At 68.0% G+C, this 15,669-nt stretch carries 15 protein-coding genes; 5 read left to right on the top strand and 10 right to left on the bottom strand.

The window, feature by feature from the left end:
• Positions 1–26 precede the first annotated feature (26 nt).
• Positions 27–1,259, top strand: coding sequence for an SGNH/GDSL hydrolase family protein (locus FBZ89_RS20085; RefSeq protein WP_145751626.1), 1,233 nt, complete (start codon positions 27–29; stop codon positions 1,257–1,259).
• Between the two features lie 81 nt (positions 1,260–1,340).
• Here FBZ89_RS20085 and FBZ89_RS20080 read toward each other — a convergent pair whose 3' ends face one another.
• The 5 genes from FBZ89_RS20080 to FBZ89_RS30945 form a co-directional block, all read right to left on the bottom strand.
• The gene (locus FBZ89_RS20080) at positions 1,341–3,716 is read right to left on the bottom strand and encodes a heavy metal translocating P-type ATPase (protein ID WP_425465972.1); all 2,376 of its coding nucleotides are present in this window, start codon (positions 3,714–3,716) and stop codon (positions 1,341–1,343) included.
• Complete coding sequence (locus tag FBZ89_RS20075) at positions 3,713–4,375, bottom strand: methyltransferase family protein (protein ID WP_145751625.1); 663 nt, start codon at positions 4,373–4,375, stop codon at positions 3,713–3,715. Before FBZ89_RS20075 ends, FBZ89_RS20080 begins: the two co-directional genes overlap by 4 nt.
• On the bottom strand, positions 4,362–4,721 hold the full coding sequence (locus FBZ89_RS20070; protein ID WP_246172371.1) for a DUF2933 domain-containing protein: 360 nt from the start codon (positions 4,719–4,721) through the stop codon (positions 4,362–4,364). The genes FBZ89_RS20075 and FBZ89_RS20070 overlap by 14 nt, the downstream gene beginning before the upstream one ends.
• A gap of 293 nt (positions 4,722–5,014) precedes the next feature.
• Positions 5,015–5,488, bottom strand: a complete 474-nt coding sequence (locus tag FBZ89_RS20065; RefSeq protein WP_145751624.1) for a hypothetical protein — start codon at positions 5,486–5,488, stop codon at positions 5,015–5,017.
• Between the two features lie 122 nt (positions 5,489–5,610).
• Positions 5,611–6,006, bottom strand: a complete 396-nt coding sequence (locus FBZ89_RS30945) for a DUF1636 family protein (protein WP_186457461.1) — start codon at positions 6,004–6,006, stop codon at positions 5,611–5,613.
• A gap of 144 nt (positions 6,007–6,150) precedes the next feature.
• On the opposite strand from FBZ89_RS30945, the gene FBZ89_RS20055 reads away from it, so the two are divergent.
• A complete protein-coding gene (locus FBZ89_RS20055) occupies positions 6,151–7,314 on the top strand; it encodes a winged helix-turn-helix domain-containing protein (protein WP_145751622.1) in 1,164 nt (387 codons plus the stop codon).
• On the opposite strand, the gene FBZ89_RS20050 is transcribed toward FBZ89_RS20055, so the two are convergent.
• Together FBZ89_RS20050 and FBZ89_RS20045 are read right to left on the bottom strand one after the other, a co-directional pair.
• Positions 7,297–7,881, bottom strand: a complete 585-nt coding sequence (locus FBZ89_RS20050) for a DUF4865 family protein (RefSeq protein WP_145751621.1) — start codon at positions 7,879–7,881, stop codon at positions 7,297–7,299. The two genes, FBZ89_RS20055 and FBZ89_RS20050, sit on opposite strands and share 18 nt — an antisense overlap.
• A gap of 101 nt (positions 7,882–7,982) precedes the next feature.
• Positions 7,983–8,897: a LysR family transcriptional regulator gene (locus FBZ89_RS20045; RefSeq protein ID WP_145751620.1), complete on the bottom strand. Its 915-nt coding sequence runs from the start codon at positions 8,895–8,897 to the stop codon at positions 7,983–7,985.
• Between the two features lie 103 nt (positions 8,898–9,000).
• Between FBZ89_RS20045 and FBZ89_RS20040 the strand changes: the two genes are divergently transcribed.
• Positions 9,001–9,837 (top strand): oxidoreductase, encoded by an 837-nt coding sequence (locus FBZ89_RS20040; protein WP_145751619.1) that lies wholly within the window; start codon positions 9,001–9,003, stop codon positions 9,835–9,837.
• A 5-nt stretch (positions 9,838–9,842) separates the two neighbouring features.
• On the opposite strand, the gene FBZ89_RS20035 is transcribed toward FBZ89_RS20040, so the two are convergent.
• Complete coding sequence (locus FBZ89_RS20035; RefSeq protein WP_145751618.1) at positions 9,843–10,418, bottom strand: helix-turn-helix domain-containing protein; 576 nt, start codon at positions 10,416–10,418, stop codon at positions 9,843–9,845.
• 82 nt (positions 10,419–10,500) lie between these two features.
• On the opposite strand from FBZ89_RS20035, the gene FBZ89_RS20030 reads away from it, so the two are divergent.
• Positions 10,501–11,031, top strand: a complete 531-nt coding sequence (locus FBZ89_RS20030; protein WP_145751617.1) for a GNAT family N-acetyltransferase — start codon at positions 10,501–10,503, stop codon at positions 11,029–11,031.
• Positions 11,032–11,057: 26 nt separating this feature from the next.
• Here the strand turns inward: FBZ89_RS20030 and FBZ89_RS20025 are convergent, their stop codons facing one another.
• Positions 11,058–12,557, bottom strand: coding sequence for a CoA-acylating methylmalonate-semialdehyde dehydrogenase (locus FBZ89_RS20025; protein WP_145751616.1), 1,500 nt, complete (start codon positions 12,555–12,557; stop codon positions 11,058–11,060).
• Between the two features lie 100 nt (positions 12,558–12,657).
• Here FBZ89_RS20025 and FBZ89_RS20020 point away from each other — a divergent pair, with 100 nt between their 5' ends.
• Positions 12,658–13,563, top strand: coding sequence for a LysR family transcriptional regulator (locus tag FBZ89_RS20020; protein WP_145751615.1), 906 nt, complete (start codon positions 12,658–12,660; stop codon positions 13,561–13,563).
• Here the strand turns inward: FBZ89_RS20020 and FBZ89_RS20015 are convergent.
• Entirely contained in the window at positions 13,547–15,646 is a 2,100-nt protein-coding gene (locus FBZ89_RS20015; RefSeq protein WP_145751614.1) for a phosphocholine-specific phospholipase C, read from the bottom strand. The genes FBZ89_RS20020 and FBZ89_RS20015 overlap by 17 nt on opposite strands.
• Positions 15,647–15,669: the final 23 nt, after the last annotated feature.

The raw sequence follows: 15,669 nt of genomic DNA, 5'->3' as shown, positions 1-15,669 counted from the left end.
CACCCCCTAGATTCAGGAAACGCCCCATGCGCCTCCGTTCCCTATTCCTGGCTGGTGCCCTGCTGGTCCCGGCCATCATCCCCGGAGCGGTTCATGCCGCCGATGCCACCAAGTGGGTGGGCAGCTGGATGGCGTCCGCCCAGGCGGGCGGCGCCGATTCCACGCCGCCGGCGCCCGGCTTCACCGACGCCACCCTGCGCCAGGTGGTGCACCTGACCCTGGGCGGCGCCCGCGTGCGCTTCCGCCTGTCCAACGCCTTCGGCGCGGCGCCGCTGACCATCCCCGGCGCCCATGTCGCCCTGTCGGCGAAGGAGGGAAAGACGCCCAGCGCCGCCATCCGCGCCGGCAGTGACCACGCCCTGACCTTCAACGGCCAGGCGTCCGTCACCATTCCGGCCGGCGGCATGGTCTGGTCCGACCCGGTCGACCTGGCCGTGCCCGACATGGCGGATCTGGCCGTCAGCCTGCGCCTGAAGGACGTGCCGGCCACGGTCACCGCGCATCCGGGGTCCCGCGCCACCACCTATGTCGCTGGTGGTGACGCCCTGGACGCCGCCGACCTGCCCGGTGCCGCGACGGTCACCCACTGGTATATCCTCACCGGCGTGGACGTGCAGGCGCCGGCGACGGCCAATGCCGTGGTGGTGCTGGGCGACAGCATCACCGATGGACGCGATAGCACGACCGACGGCAATGGCCGCTGGACGGACGCGCTGGCCCGGAACCTGCTGCGGGGCAAAAGCCCGGTGGGCGTGCTGAACGCCGGCATCGGCGGCAACCGCCTGCTGCTGGACGGCATCGGCCCCCGCGCGCTGGACCGGCTGGACCGTGACGTGCTGGACCAGACGGCCGTGCGCTGGGTCATCGTGCTGGAAGGCATCAACGATCTGGCGACGGCGCTGAAGGCGGCGGACCGTAAGGAGGTGGCGGCGACGCCGGAGGCCATCATCGACGCCTACCGCCAGATCATCGCCCGCGCCCACGCACGCGGCCTGCTGGTCTATGGCGCCACAATCCTGCCCTGCCAGGGCATCGGCTATTGCGCCCCGGCCATGGAGCCCAACCGCCAGAAGGTGAATGCCTGGATTCGCGGCAGCGGCGCCTTCGACGCCATCATCGACCTGGACCGCACGTTGGAGGACCCCAAGAATCCCGGCCATCTGTTGCCGGAGGCCGATGGTGGCGACCATCTGCATCCGGGCGACACCGGCTATCGCCTGATGGCGGAAGGCACCGACTTGGCCCTGTTCGCGCGATAGGGGGCTGGAGAGGGGGCGTCCACCTTCGTGGTCGAGCGCCCCCTCCGGCCGCGGCTATCTGGGCCTCAAGTCCGAGCACCGCTATAGGCGCATGAACCGTAGGCGCAGGGCGTTGCCGATCACCGAAACGGAGCTGAGGCTCATCGCGGCCGCGGCGACAACCGGGCTCAACATGAGTCCGAATCTTGGGTAAAGCACGCCCGCGGCCAGTGGGACGCCGAGAACGTTATAAATGAATGCGAGCACCAGATTCTGCCGGATGTTCCGCATTGTCGCCCGGCTCAAGAGGCGAGCCCGCGCGATTCCCGCCAGGTCGCCCTTGACCAGCGTGACGCCGGCGCTTTGTATGGCGACATCCGTACCCGTCCCCATCGCCACGCCGACGTCGGCCTCGGCGAGCGCGGGTGCATCGTTGACGCCGTCGCCGGCCATGGCGACCGTGCGGCCTTCGCCGCGTAGACGCCGGACGACCGCGTTCTTCCGTTCGGGCAAAACCTCGGCTTCGATGTCAGTGATGCCGAGTTCCGCCGCGACCGCCTCAGCGGTGGTGCGGTTGTCGCCGGTCAGCATGACGATGCGGATTCCGTCGCCGCGGAGGCTGTCGAGGGCGGCCGGCGTGGTCGGCTTGATCGGATCGGCGACGGCGATGATGCCGGCGGGACGATCGTCCACGGCGATGAACATGGCCGTCGCGCCTTGGCGACGGAGATCTTCGGCGCGCGCCTCCAGATCGGTGCTGGTCACACCGAGGTCGCGGAGGAGGGCCGCGTTGCCGATGGCGATTTGGCGTTCGCCGATTTTTCCCGTCACTCCCTTGCCGGTGACCGAAGCGAAGTCGGCCACAGCCTGCATCGCGATGCCACGATCGCTGGCTGCGGCGACGATGGCCGTGGCGAGCGGGTGTTCGCTCGACCTTTCCAGGCTGGCGCCCAGCGACAGCACGGCGGTCTCGTCGAAGCCATCGGCCGGAATCACGGCGACGACGCGCGGCCTACCCTCGGTAAGGGTGCCCGTCTTGTCGACGACGAGGGTATCGATCTTCTCGAAACGTTCCAACGCTTCCGCATTCTTGATCAATACGCCGGCCGTCGCGCCTTTGCCGACGCCGACCATGATCGACATCGGCGTTGCAAGACCCAGTGCGCAGGGGCAGGCGATGATGACGACCGACACCGCCGCGACCAGCGCATAAGCAAAGGCCGGGGCCGGCCCCCAGATCATCCAGGCGGCGAAGGCCATGACCGCGACCAGGATCACGGCGGGCACGAACCAGGAAGAGACGACATCGACGAGGCGTTGGATGGGGGCGCGGCTGCGCTGCGCCTCCGAGACCATGTGGACGATCCGCGCCAGCAGGGTATCCGAGCCGACCTTCTCCGCGCGCATCACCAGACCGCCGCTGCCGTTTATCGTGCCGCCGATCAGCTTGGCGTCCGGCGTCTTCGCGACGGGCAGGGACTCACCCGTCACCATCGATTCATCGACGGCGCTGCCGCCTTCGAGCACGATACCGTCCACCGGCACGCTTTCCCCGGGCCGGATCCGGAGATGGTCGCCGATATGCACCTGTTCCAGCGGGATTTCCTCGTCAGCCCCGTCCGCGCGGATACGGCGGGCCATTTTCGGCGCCAGGTTCAGAAGGGCGCGGATGGCGCTGCCGGTCTGTTCCCGTGCCCGGATCTCCAGCACCTGGCCGAGCAGGACCAGGACGACGATGACGGCCGCCGCCTCGTAGTAGACTTGGACGGTGCCGCCTTGCTGCCGCATGTCCTCCGGAAAGAGCCCGGGCGCAAAGGTGGCGGCGAGGCTGTAGAGATACGCCGCGCCGACACCGAGGGCGATCAGGCTGAACATGTTGAGCGAGCGGTTGCGAACCGATGCCCAGCCGCGTGCGAAGAAGGGCCAGCCGGCCCACAGCACGACAGGCGTGGCCAGAACGAGCTGAAGCCATGTCGAGACCTGCGGCGGGACGTAGTGGTGCAGGTCCAGCCCCGGGATGTGTCCCCCCATTTCCAGGATCACGATCGGCACAGCCAGCGCGGTACCGATCCGGAAGCGCCGGGTCATGTCGATGAGTTCATGGTTGGGGCCGGCTTCGCCGGCGCCAACAACGGGCTCAAGTGTCATGCCGCAGATCGGACAGTTCCCCGGTTCCGATCTTCGGACCTGGGGATGCATGGGGCAGGTGTACACCACGCCCTCCGTCGCCGCTGGTTTCGATTCCAGGGCGTCGGTCTTCAGATATTTCGTGGGGTCGGCCGTGAATTTGTCGCGGCATCCGGCGCTGCAGAAGAAATACCGAACCCCATGATGGCTCTCGGCATGTTTGGCCGTTGCGGGATCGACCGGCATGCCGCAGACCGGATCGCGGGTTTGACTTTGCGTCATATCCGCCGTCGCCGTGCCGGCGTTGCCGGCATGGTGATGGTCGTGCTGGTGATGTTCGAACATGCTCATGGGTGCGCTCCGGCGGATCGGTCGCTGCCGAAATGTGGAATCCAACGCGGCGTCGCCGCGGCGTAGCTGACGTAGGCATCCCCGAAGTCGCGCAGCGCCCCTCGCTCCTCGGCAAGCGCCAGCCGCACGTACATCCAGACCAGGAAGGGGAACATCGCCAGCGTCAGGATGGTCGGCCATTGCAGCAGGAAGCCGAACATGACCAGGATGAAGCCGATGTACTGGGGATGGCGGACGTAGGCATACACGCCTGTCTTGGCGAGCGTGTTCCTGCGCTGCGCGTCGTACAGGACCCGCCATCCCGCTGAGATGAGGATGAAGCCGCCGCCGATGAAGACGAAACTCAGGATATGGAATGGTCCCGCGTGCGGGTTGGTCTTCCAGCCGAACATCATCTCCAGGAGATGGCCGGCGTCGTGGGAGAACCAGTTCACGTTCGGATAGTGGGATTGCAGCCAGCCCGAGAACAGATAGATCGTCAGCGGAAAGCCGTACATCTCCGTGAACAGCGCCACCAGAAAGGCGCTGAAGGCGCCGAACGATCGCCAGTCGCGTGTCGTTCGCGGCTTGAAGAAGCTATAGGCGAAGAGAATGAAGATCGCCGAATTGATGATCACCAACCCCCACAGCCCGTAGGCGGGCACATCATCGTGCGTCATCGCGGCCTCCCTTGGGCAAGCGATTGGGCGCCTGCTGGTGCGCATCATCCGGATGGTGATCGTGTGCGCCGTGACCGTGATGCATGAACAGGTGCATCAGCGGGCAGACGGCGAAAAGGAGCCAGGGCAAGGCGCCAAGAACATGCGCCGTATGCTCCGTGACCAGGAAAAAGGCCCCGATCGCGAGGAAGCAGATCAGGACGATCCCGCTTCGTGTGCGCCACCAGGGTGTCTGACTATGGTCATCCATGAAGTGTCCCCTCGGCAATCGCCAGCGTATGGCGAAGAAGTTGTGAAGATGCCCGAAGTTCAAACTGGCGAACCAGACCGACGTGGCGTTCTCCACGAGCCCGGGCAGCCAGCTCGGCAATCCGAAGCCAGGCAGGAAAGGGGAGGCCGCGTGATTGAACGGTGAATCCGACCAATGACACAGGGCATGGGGGTGACGATGGGGAAAAGGCTTGGCCTCACGCCAACCGGTGGCGATGTGCAGCCGAATTCGTCGATTCCATCATGCCTATCGGATCGGTCGGGCCGTTGGCGCGCGTCTTCCAAGCATCGCTGAAGGCGGCGTGGAACGGTCGGGTGCGGCCCCTGGCGCCTTCACGCAATGGGCGCCAGTCGCTCACGCCAGCCCGATCACATGTGGCGTGGCGGTCGTTCGTTGGGTGCCCCAGCCAAGTCGCCCCGGGAGGGCGGCGCCTCGATCCATCGCAGGCTCGACGCCAGGCGCAGGGGAAGTCTTGCCGACGCGGGAGAGATGAAGCCGTTTGGACCGCAACAGCAATGGGAAGCGCAGCACGGGCAATGGCCCGCGCGACCGAAGGTCGCCGGCATACCGTCCATGGAACCAAGTTGGGCGGAACCAAGCTGGGCGCCAATATCGACCCGGGCGGTCACGTCGGGCACGGCGACCGCCGGACTGATTTGATAGGCCGGCGAAAACTGGTCGCTGGATGGACTTGCCGCCGTCGCGTCCTGAAGCCCATCGCATGCGATGGCGGGCGTGCTGTTCAGAATGAGCGCCAGCAGCAAGAATATTGCCGCCGCCGTTGCCCTGAACAGATTGACCCCGCTGACCCGCACGGCTTTGTCCTCTTCATCCCTGGACACTCCCGCATGGGGCCACGGTTGTGGAAGAAGGACATTGATTCACGTCAAAAGGCGAACCATTTTTCCCCGCCCGGATTTTGTCGGGAAAACGTGGGGAATGGCCCGCATCCGGTGGCCGTTCGTCAAAGGACGGCCGGCGGAATCTTCGCCAGGATGCCGGAACGGAAGGGGCCGGGGCGGTCGCCGCGCATCAGCACGCCGGTCTCGCTGGCGGCATACTGTGCCGCCAGGTCCAGGGCGGCGGCGGCGGTCTCGGCCGTCGGCGCCTTGTCGCAGAAAAGATAGCTGGGCTTGCCTGGGCCGGACAGGGCTACCGTGCAGGCGCGGTCGCAGCCGCTCATGCATTCCACCCCGTTCAAGGCCACCTGGTCGCGGCCCGGCCAGTCGGCGTGCAGGGCGGCCACAGCCTCGTACAGCAGGCGGCCGTCGCGCACGGCCTCCGGCGGGGTGCCTTTGGGCCGGCAGGTGACGCAGATGTGCAGGGTGTGGGCAGGGACGCTCGGAGACGCTTCGCTCACCGGGGACTTCCTCAAGGCTTGAACGCGGGCGACTATGGGCCCGGCCGGGCGGCGGGCGTCAAGGGAATACGCCGTATATTCATCACAGGCGCGGCGGCTTTTGATGGGTATAAGACGGCTTCCACGCCCCGAGGATTCGGCCTGATGCCCAGCACGCCTGTCGAGATTTCCGCGTCCCGCGCCCGCCACCTGTGGCTGGCGGCCCAGCGTCTGCTGGAACCGGCCCCGTTCGGCGCGGGGCCGGAGGCGGTGGCGCGGGCGGCACAGCATCTGGGCTATGTCCAGATCGACACCATCAATGTCATCGAGCGCAGCCACCACCACATCCTGCAGACGCGCATCCCTGATTACGTCCGGGATGACCTGGCGGCGGCGCAGTCGGTGGACAAGTCGGTCTTCGAATACTGGGCGCACGCCCTGGCCTACATCCCCACGGCCGACTATCGCTATTTCGCACCGGACATGCGCCAAATCCGCGATAACCCGCCGCCCCACTACGCCGCCATCAACCGGCGCGATTACAACGCCCTGCTGCGCCGTATCGGGGACGAGGGGGCGCTCAGCATCCGCGACATCGACGATGAGGTGCTGGTGGAGAAGGAGCACCTGTGGGCCAGCCGCAAGCCGTCCAAGCGCCTGCTGAACTTCGGCTTCTACAACGGCGACCTCACCATCTCCCGCCGCGACGGCATGCTGAAGGCCTATGAGCTGACCGACCGCCATTTCGGCTGGGAACGGCGGCCCCGTCCGGCGACGCCAGGGCAGGTGGCCGACTATCTGTTGAACCGCGCGCTGCGCAGCCAAGGGCTCGTCAGCCTGGATTCCATCTGCTACGGCAATTTGGGCCTGAAGGCCCAGGTCTTGCCCCTGATCGAGAAGGCGGTACGCGCCCGCCGCCTGACGCCGGTGACCATCGCCGGCGTGGAGAAGGTGCCCCACTGGGCTGAGGCCGCGGTGCTGGAAACCGCGCTGCCGCCCGTGCCGGCCGGCCTGGTGCACATCCTGTCGCCCTTCGACCCCCTGGTCATCCAGCGCAAGCGCCTGGAGGCCATCTTCGGCTATGTCCATCGGTTCGAGGCCTATGTACCGGCGGCCAAGCGGGTGCTGGGCTATTTCGCCCTACCGGTGCTGGTGGGGGATGAGATCGTGGCGGCCCTGGACCTGAAGACCGACCGCCAGGCCGGCCGGCTGCTGGTGCAGCGCTGGACCTGGATGGTGCCGGAACGGCCGGACCTTAAGGCCGCCATCGAGGAAGCACTGGGCCGGTTCCAGCGTTTCCAGCTGGCGCCGTCACTCCTGTCGGCTTGAGGGCAGCGTTTCCAGCAGCGGCCGGGCCAACTGCAACACCTGGTAGATCACGGCTGTGGCCGGCGGGTTCGGGGGCGCTTCCGTAGCCAGGCGAACCCGGGTCAGGGTCCAGGTGCGGGTGTCAACGCCCACCGCAGCCGCCACGATGCCGTCCCCCTCCGCCACCTCGCGGTTCAGCGCGATTTCATCGGCCCACAGCCCACCCAGGGCGGTGTCCATCGAGATGGGGGCATTGTCCACCACGGCGTAGCGGGCGTCGCGGGCGCGACCCTTGCGCGCGTCCAGTGCCACGCGCACGTCGATGTCCGCCCGGCCGAAGGTGTCGGTGACGGTCTTGTACCGGTTGTGCACCAGGAAATCGCGAAAGGCCGCGTCGTGCCGCCACAGATACAGGGCGGAATAGGCGTTGGCGATGGCGCCATGCCGGCCCGCCTGGCGCAGCAGGAAACCTTTGAAGTACAGCTCGGGCATGGCGGCCCAGCGGGCGGCGTTGGTCTCGGCCCGCTTGCGCAGGATGTCCAGGTCGTAGTCGGCCGTCAGGCGGTGGCTGTAGTGCGCGATCAGCATCGGTTGTCACTCCCGTGGTGGCGATGTCCGGGAGGATAGCGGCGCCTTGATGATCACATAATCACATGAATTCCTATTTCAGTAATTGCTGTTCGAAATGATTAAGCCGTCGGCTCCTGCGCCGTGCGCCGTAGGAAATCCACCAGCGCCCGCACCGCCGGCGGGGTGTGGCGCTGCTTGGGATAGTACAGGTACCAACCGGGGAAGGGCGGGGAATACTCCTGCAGCAGCGGTACCAGGGCACCCTGGTCGATCAGCGGTTTCATCCACCGGTCCGACCAATAGGCGAAGGCGATGCCCACGCCCTGGGCCGCCGCCTGCAGCGCCGTGTCGCGGTGCGACACCACCAGCGGCCCCTCCACCGCCACGACGAACCAGCGGCCATCCGCCTGGAATTCCCAGTTATACAGCTTGCCACTGCCGGGCTTGCGCCAGTTGATGCAGCGGTGGTGGTGCAGGTCGGCGGGCGTCTGCGGCCGGCCGTGACGGGCGATGTAGTCGGGCGACGCCACGGCCACCTGATGCAGGTCGGGGCCCAGCTTCACCGCCACCATGTCCTTGGCCAGCAATTCGCCCAGGGTGATGCCCACGTCGAACCCGGCCTCCACGATGTCCACCACCGCGTCGTCGATGGCCAGTTCCAGCACGATGCCGGGATAGGCGGCGTGGAAACGGCCCAGCACCGGCTCCAGCAAGGTGGCCGCCGCCAGGCGCGGCAGGTGCAGGCGCACGGCGCCGGTGGCCGTGCCGCGCAGATTGCCGACGTCGGCCACTGCCGCCTCCATCTGCTCCATGGCCGGCTTGAAACCGGCCAGCAGGCGGGCGCCGGCCTCCGTCAGGGCGGTGCTGCGGGTGGTGCGGTTGAACAGGGCGACGCCCAGCCGTTCCTCCAACCCACGGATGGTTTGGCTGAGGGCCGACGGCGTGACCCGCAGTTGGGCGGCGGCGCGGGAGAAATTCCCCTGCTCCGCGATCATGGCGAAGGCCCGCAGGTCGGCGAATTCACTGCCGCGCATTCTATCTTCTCAGCTAATAGCCGCATCGAGTTTATGTAGCATACCGCAGATCCGGGCCCTGTGGCCAACTCCCCACCGATCCAACCATCGGCGGAACCTCCTTATGTCGGACCCCAAGATTTTCCTGATCACCGGCGTCAGCAGCGGCTTCGGCCGCGCCTTCGCCCAGGCCGCCTTGGCGGCCGGCCATACCGTCGTCGGCACCGTGCGCGACGCGGCGGCGCGGACAGCCTTCACCGCCCTGCACCCGACCCGCGCCCGCGCCATCCTGTTGGATGTCACCGACACCGATGCCATGGCGCCAGCGGTGGCGATGGTGGAGCATGAGGTTGGCCCCATCGCCGTGCTGGTCAACAATGCCGGCTATGGCCACGAAGGCATTCTGGAGGAATCGCCGCTGGCCGAAATGCGCCGCCAGTTCGAGGTCAATGTCTTCGGCGCCGTGGCCATGATCCAGGCGGTACTGCCCTTCCTGCGCCAACGCCGGGCCGGGCACATCGTCAACATCACCTCCATGGGCGGCTTCATCACCATGCCCGGCCTGGCCTATTACTGTGGCAGCAAGTTCGCGCTGGAGGGCGTCAGCGAGGCGCTGGCCAAGGAGGTGCGCGACCTGGGCATCCGGGTGACGGCGGTGGCGCCGGGCTCCTTCCGCACCGATTGGGCGGGCCGCTCCATGGTCCGTTCCGCTCGTGCCATCGCCGATTATGACCGCCTGTTCGATCCGGTGCGCCAGGCGCGGGAGGAGAAGAGCGGCCGCCAGGCCGGCGACCCCGCCAAGGCGGCACAGGCGCTGCTGACTTTGATCGAGGTGCACGCGCCGCCGCTGCACCTGCTGCTGGGCACCGACGCCCTGGTCCTGGTGCGCGACAAGCTGACGGCGATGGAGGCCGAGATCACGGCGTGGGAAGACCTGACACGGTCAACAGACTTCGCCTGACGGCCTCAGGGCTGCAGGATCAGCACCAGATAGGTGCAGGGCCGGTCGCCCCGGTTCTCGAACACGCAGTCGGCCGGCGGGCCCAGTTCCAGGCTGTCGCCAGCCGCCAGCCGGTGCTCGATGTCGCCCTCGGTGAAGGTCAACTCGTTGGACAACACGTGGATGATGTGGCGGGTGAAGGCGTAGGCCGAGGCGGGGAAGGGCACGCGGGCCCCCGCCGGCAGGTCGATGTGCACCAGTTCCAGGGGCAGGTCGGACCCCGGTGGTGGGGCCACCAGGCGGCGGACATAGCCGGTGGCGGGGTCGCGCCAACTGCGCTGCTCCCCGGCGCGCAACAGGCGGCGGCGTCCGTCATCCTCTGCCCGGGCCAGCAGGGCCGACAGGGTCAGGCCGAAGGCGCCCGATAGCCGGCCGAGCAGAGAGGCGGTGGGGCTGCTTTCCGCCCGCTCGATCTTGTTGATCATGGCGCGCGACACGCCGGCGCGGTCCGACAGGTCGGTCAGCGACCAGCCGCGCGCCTCACGCTCCATCCGGATGCGGGCGCCCAGCCGCGCATCCAACTCATCACCGTTTCCCGTCATCTGCTTACCGAACCCCACTTGCCCATGCCGGCATTGTATCACATAGTAGACGCAATGAAACTATAGTGAACGGATCGCCCACATGACCCAGACCGTTACCATCCGCCCGGCCACCCTGGACGATCTGGAAGGCATCCGCGTCATCTACAACCACGCGGTGGTGCATACGACGGCCATCTGGAACGACATGCAGGTGGATCTGGAGAACCGCCGCCAGTGGTTCGAAGCGCGCATGGCCCGGAACTTCCCGGTGCTGGTCGCGGTGGCAGAGGGGGAGGGGCAGGGGCAGGTGGTGGGCTACGCCGCCTATGGCGACTGGCGCCCTTTCGATGGTTTCCGCCACTCGGTGGAGAATTCCGTCTATGTGGCGCCCCAGGCCCAGGGACGCGGCGTGGGGGAGGCGCTGCTGCGCGCCCTGGTGGCTTGCGCGCAGGAACGGGGCATCCACCGCATGATCGCGGCCATCGCCAGCGAGAACGCCATTTCCATCGCCCTGCACGCCAAGGTCGGCTTCCGCACCGCCGGGGTTTTCTCGGAAGCCGGCACGAAGTTCGGCCGCTGGCTGGACCTGACCTTCATGGAACTGCTGGTCGGCGGGGGCCAGCCGACCTGAGGCCGGCCCCCATCCCTCCATAAGCCTCAACTCATCGTCGGGATCACGAAGCTGGCGCCTTCCTTGGTGCCGGAGGGCCAGCGCGAGGTGACCGTCTTGGTCTTGGTGTAGAAGCGGACGCTGTCCGGACCGTGCTGATTCAGGTCACCGAAGCCCGAGCGCTTCCAGCCGCCGAAGGTGTGGTAGGCCAGCGGCACGGGAATGGGCACGTTTACGCCCACCATGCCCACGTTCACCCGATTGGTGAAGTCGCGGGCGGTGTCGCCGTCGCGGGTGAAGATGGCGACACCGTTGCCGTAGGCATGCTCGTTGGGCAGGCGCAGCGCCTGCTCATAGCTGTCGGCCCGCGCCACCGACAACACCGGGCCGAAGATCTCGTCCTGGTAAATCCTCATGTCCGTCGTGACATGGTCGAACAGGCTGCCGCCGATGAAATAGCCGTTCTCGTGCCCCTGCATCTTGAAGCCGCGCCCGTCGACCAGCAGCTTGGCCCCCTCGTTCACGCCAGCGTCGATGTAGCCGCGCACCCGCTCCAGCGCGTCGCGCGTCACCAGGGGGCCGTAGTCGGCGCCCTCATCGGTGGACAGGCCCACGCGCAGGGATTCCACGCGCGGCACCAGCCGTTCCACCAGGGCCTCGGCCGTGGCCCGGCCCACCGGCACGGCCACCGAGATGGCCATGCAACGTTCCCCCGCCGAGCCGTAGCCGGCGCCAATCAGCGCGTCCACCGCCTGGTCCAGGTCGGCATCGGGCATGATGATCATGTGGTTCTTGGCGCCGCCGAAGCACTGGGCGCGTTTCCCGTGTTCCGCCGCCGTGGCGTAGATGTAGTTGGCGATGGCGCTGCTGCCGACGAAGCCCACGGCCTGGATGCGCGGGTCGGTCAGCAGCGTGTCCACCGCTTCCTTGTCGCCGTTCACCACGTTGAAGACGCCCTCGGGCAGGCCCGCCTCCAGGAACAGTTCCGCCAGGCGCAGCGGCACCGACGGGTCGCGCTCCGACGGCTTCAGAACGAAGGCGTTGCCGCAGGCGATGGCGGGCGCGGCCTTCCACAGCGGGATCATGGCCGGGAAGTTGAAGGGGGTGATGCCGGCCACCACGCCCAGGGGCTGGCGCATGGAATAGATGTCGATGCCGGGGCCGGCGCTGTCGGTGTACTCCCCTTTCAGCAGGTGGGGGATGCCGATGGCGAATTCCGCCACCTCCAGCCCGCGCTGGATGTCGCCCTTGGCGTCGGCGATGGTCTTGCCATGCTCGGAGGACAGCAGCCGCGCCAGGCTGTTCATCTCGCGATTGACCAGGTCCACGAACTTCATCAGCACGCGGGCGCGGCGCTGCGGGTTGGTCGCGGCCCAGGCCGGCTGCGCGGCCTCGGCGGCGGCGATGGCGGCCTCCACCTCGCTTTTCGAGGCCAGCGGCACCCTGGCCTGCACCTCGCCGGTGTTGGGGTCGTAGACATCGCCGAAGCGGCCGGACGTGCCCGGCACAGGACGGCCGTTGATGAAATGGGTCAGTTCCCGGGTCATGCGCGTTCCTCCTGCTGTAGTTGTTTTGCCCCAGTTAAGCATTCATATTCCTGCACGTACAGGGTGCTGATTTCGCCCTCGGCTGTGCGGGAATTCCCATATGGAAAGCTCATTTGACTGGGACGCCCTGCAGTCCTTCCTGGCGGTGGTGCGGGCGGGCAAGCTGACGGCGGCGGCCCGGCGCCTGGGCGTGGACCACTCCACCCTCAGCCGCCGCATCGCCGACCTGGAACGCACCCTGCAAACCCAGCTGTTCACCCGCAGCGTCCAGGGCTATGCCCTGACACCCCAGGGGGAGAAGCTGCTGGCCTCCGCCCAGGCCATGGAATCCGTGGCGCTGGGCATCCTGGGGGAGGTGGCGGGATCCAGCCTGAAGGTGGCGGGCAGCGTGCGCATCGGTGCGCCCGACGGCTTCGGCACCGTCTTCCTGGCGCCGCGCCTGGGCGACCTGGGTGCGGCCCATCCGGATTTGCTGGTGGAACTGGTGACCACGCCCCGGCTGTTCAGCCTGACCAAGCGCGAGGCCGACATCGCCATCGGCCTGGCCCCGCCGCGCGAGGGCCGGTTGCACGCCCGCAAGCTGACGGACTATCAGCTGGGCCTGTACGCGGCGCAGGACTACCTCGGCCGGCGGGGGGCGCCGCAGCGCCGGGCCGACCTGCGCGACCATCGCCTGATCGGCTATATCGGCGAACTGATCTACGCGCCGGAACTGGACTACGTCCCCCTGATCGAAAAGGACCTGTCGCCCAGCATCACCAGTTCCAACCTGCTGGCCCAATACCAGATGACCCTGGCGGGGCAGGGGCTATGCGTCCTGCCCTGCTTCATGGCAGGGCAGGAGCCGCGCTTGCGCCGGGTTTTGCCTGAGACGGTATCCTTGACCCGCTCCTTCTGGCTGATCGTCCATTCCGACCTGCGCGCGCTGGCGCGGGTGCGCATCACCTCCGACTTCATCGTTGAGGCGGTGAAGGCCGCCCGCGCGATGTTCATGCCGGGCGCGTAGATCCGATGGCCGGATCGGAGCTGGCCGGCCAGTCGCCATCGGCGCGGCCGGCCAGGCGGCGTTGGACATGGTCGCCGGTGATGACCATGTCGTACCAGCCGCCCGTGGGGCGCAGGGGCCAGCGCATGACGCCGCCCTCCGGCCCCGGCGTCCAGGGCCGGTGATGGTCCAGATAGGCGCCGGGCTGGACGCTCACGCCCGTGCCGGGGGCCACGGTGATGCGCAGGGACTCGCCCTCCACCGCCCAGCTGATCCCGGCGGCGCCCGCGCGGGTGCCGGTGAAGGCGCGGTGGAAACCGTTGGGGCCGCGCACCCACAGGTCATAGGCGCCGTCCGGCCCCGTCAGGTGCCAATCGCCCGACAGCGTGCGGCCGGCCTCCACCGTGTAGCGGCGGGGGATGGCGTCCAGCCGAAGCCGGTCATAGACGTGGAAGACCGCGCCCTGCCCATTGGCGCCCTGGCCCGCCCCGGCGGAGAAATCCAGACGCAGGGTGCCGGCGGCCGTGTCGACCTGGCCGGCGACCTCCAGGGCGTAGCGCAGCCGGCGCGACGGCCGGGTCCCGGCCTCCTGCACCGGATGGGGCGGGGCCACCGGCGTTTCCGGCACCGTCTGGCCGACGATGGCGCGGGCGCGGTCGCGGGTGGGCACCGTGTCCGGCAGAGGCGCCAGCTTGGCGTTGGGCGTCCTGAAGTCGAAGGCGGTCAGCAGGTCGCCGCACACCGCCCGCCGCCAGGCGGAGATGTTGGGCTCCATCACGCCGAAACGGTGCTCCATGAAGCGGATGATGGAGGTGTGGTCGGCCACCTCCGAATGCACCCAGCCGCCGCGGGACCAGGGGGACAGGATGTAGCAGGGCACGCGCGGCCCCAGGCCATAGGGCCGGCCGCGCAGGTTCAAATCGTCGCCATCGGCACCGGGAGCCTTCAGCCGGTGATAGTCGTCGTCCGTTACCGCCGTGCTGGCGCCGGCGAAACCACCGGGCGCGTCCGGGTCGGGCGACGGCGGGGCCGGCGGCGGCACATGGTCGAAGAAGCCGTCGTTCTCATCGAAGGTGATGAACAGCACGGTGCGCGCCCACACCTTGGGGTTGGCGGTCAGCGCGTCGATAACCTGGGCGGTGTAGGCCGCCCCCTGCGCCGGGCTGGAAGGGCCGGGATGCTCCGATCCTTCCTCCGTACCCACGACCCAGGAAATCTGGGGCAGCCGGTCGGCCAGCACATCCTCGCGCAGCTTGTCCAGCGCCCGGGTGGACAGGCCCTTTTCCCGCAAGACGGCGCGGGAACCGGGATCGCCGCGATAGGCGGCGCGGTACTGCAGGAAATTGGCCAGCGGGTTGTCACCGAAATTGTCGGCCATGTCCTGGTAATGGCCCCAGCTGATGCCCGCCGCCTCCAGCCGTTCCGGGTAGGTTGTCCAGGAGAAGCGAGGGGTGCTGGCCGCGTCCGGCTTCGTCAGGTCGTCGTCGGGGTTGTCGAGGGCCGGCCCGCCGCCCTTGCCGTGGGGATCGTTGGTGCCCGTCCACAGGAACAGGCGGTTGGTGTTGGTGCCGGTGTGCATGGCGCAGTGGTAGGCGTCGCAGATCGTGAACGCCTCCGCCATGGCGAACTGGAAGGGGATGTCCTCCCGTGCGTAATAGCCCATGGCGCGCTGGGTCTTGGCTTCCGGCCAGTGCGCCATGCGGCCGTTGTCCCAGGCGGCCTGGGCGTTGGCCCACTGATGCGGCGTGCCCAGCATGCGCATCAGGTCGAAATGCGCCTTGGTCGACAGGTGGAAGGGGTTGACCAGGCGCGGGTGCGGATCGGTGCGGTCACGCTGGTCCCAGACGGTCAGGGGCTGGCCATCCGGGCCCGGCGGCACCGGGATGGGGAAGCGGTCGCCGAAGCCGCAGACGCCCGAAAGGGTGCCGAAGTAATGGTCGAAGCCCCGGTTTTCCTGCATGAGCACGACGATGTGGGCCACATCCTCGATGGTGCCGGTGCGCACGTCGGCGGGGATGGCGGCGGCACGGGCCAGGGCGGGCGGCAGGCCGGCCAGGGCGGCACCGCCCAGCGCATGGCGAAGAAGCGAACGGCGATCCATCATGATGGGCGGTCTTTCCGGGCGGG

This window comes from Nitrospirillum amazonense (assembly GCF_007828045.1).
Lineage (GTDB): Bacteria > Pseudomonadota > Alphaproteobacteria > Azospirillales > Azospirillaceae > Nitrospirillum > Nitrospirillum amazonense_C.
Note: the sequence above shows the minus strand (reverse complement) of the source record. Positions and strands in the feature narration are given on the sequence as shown.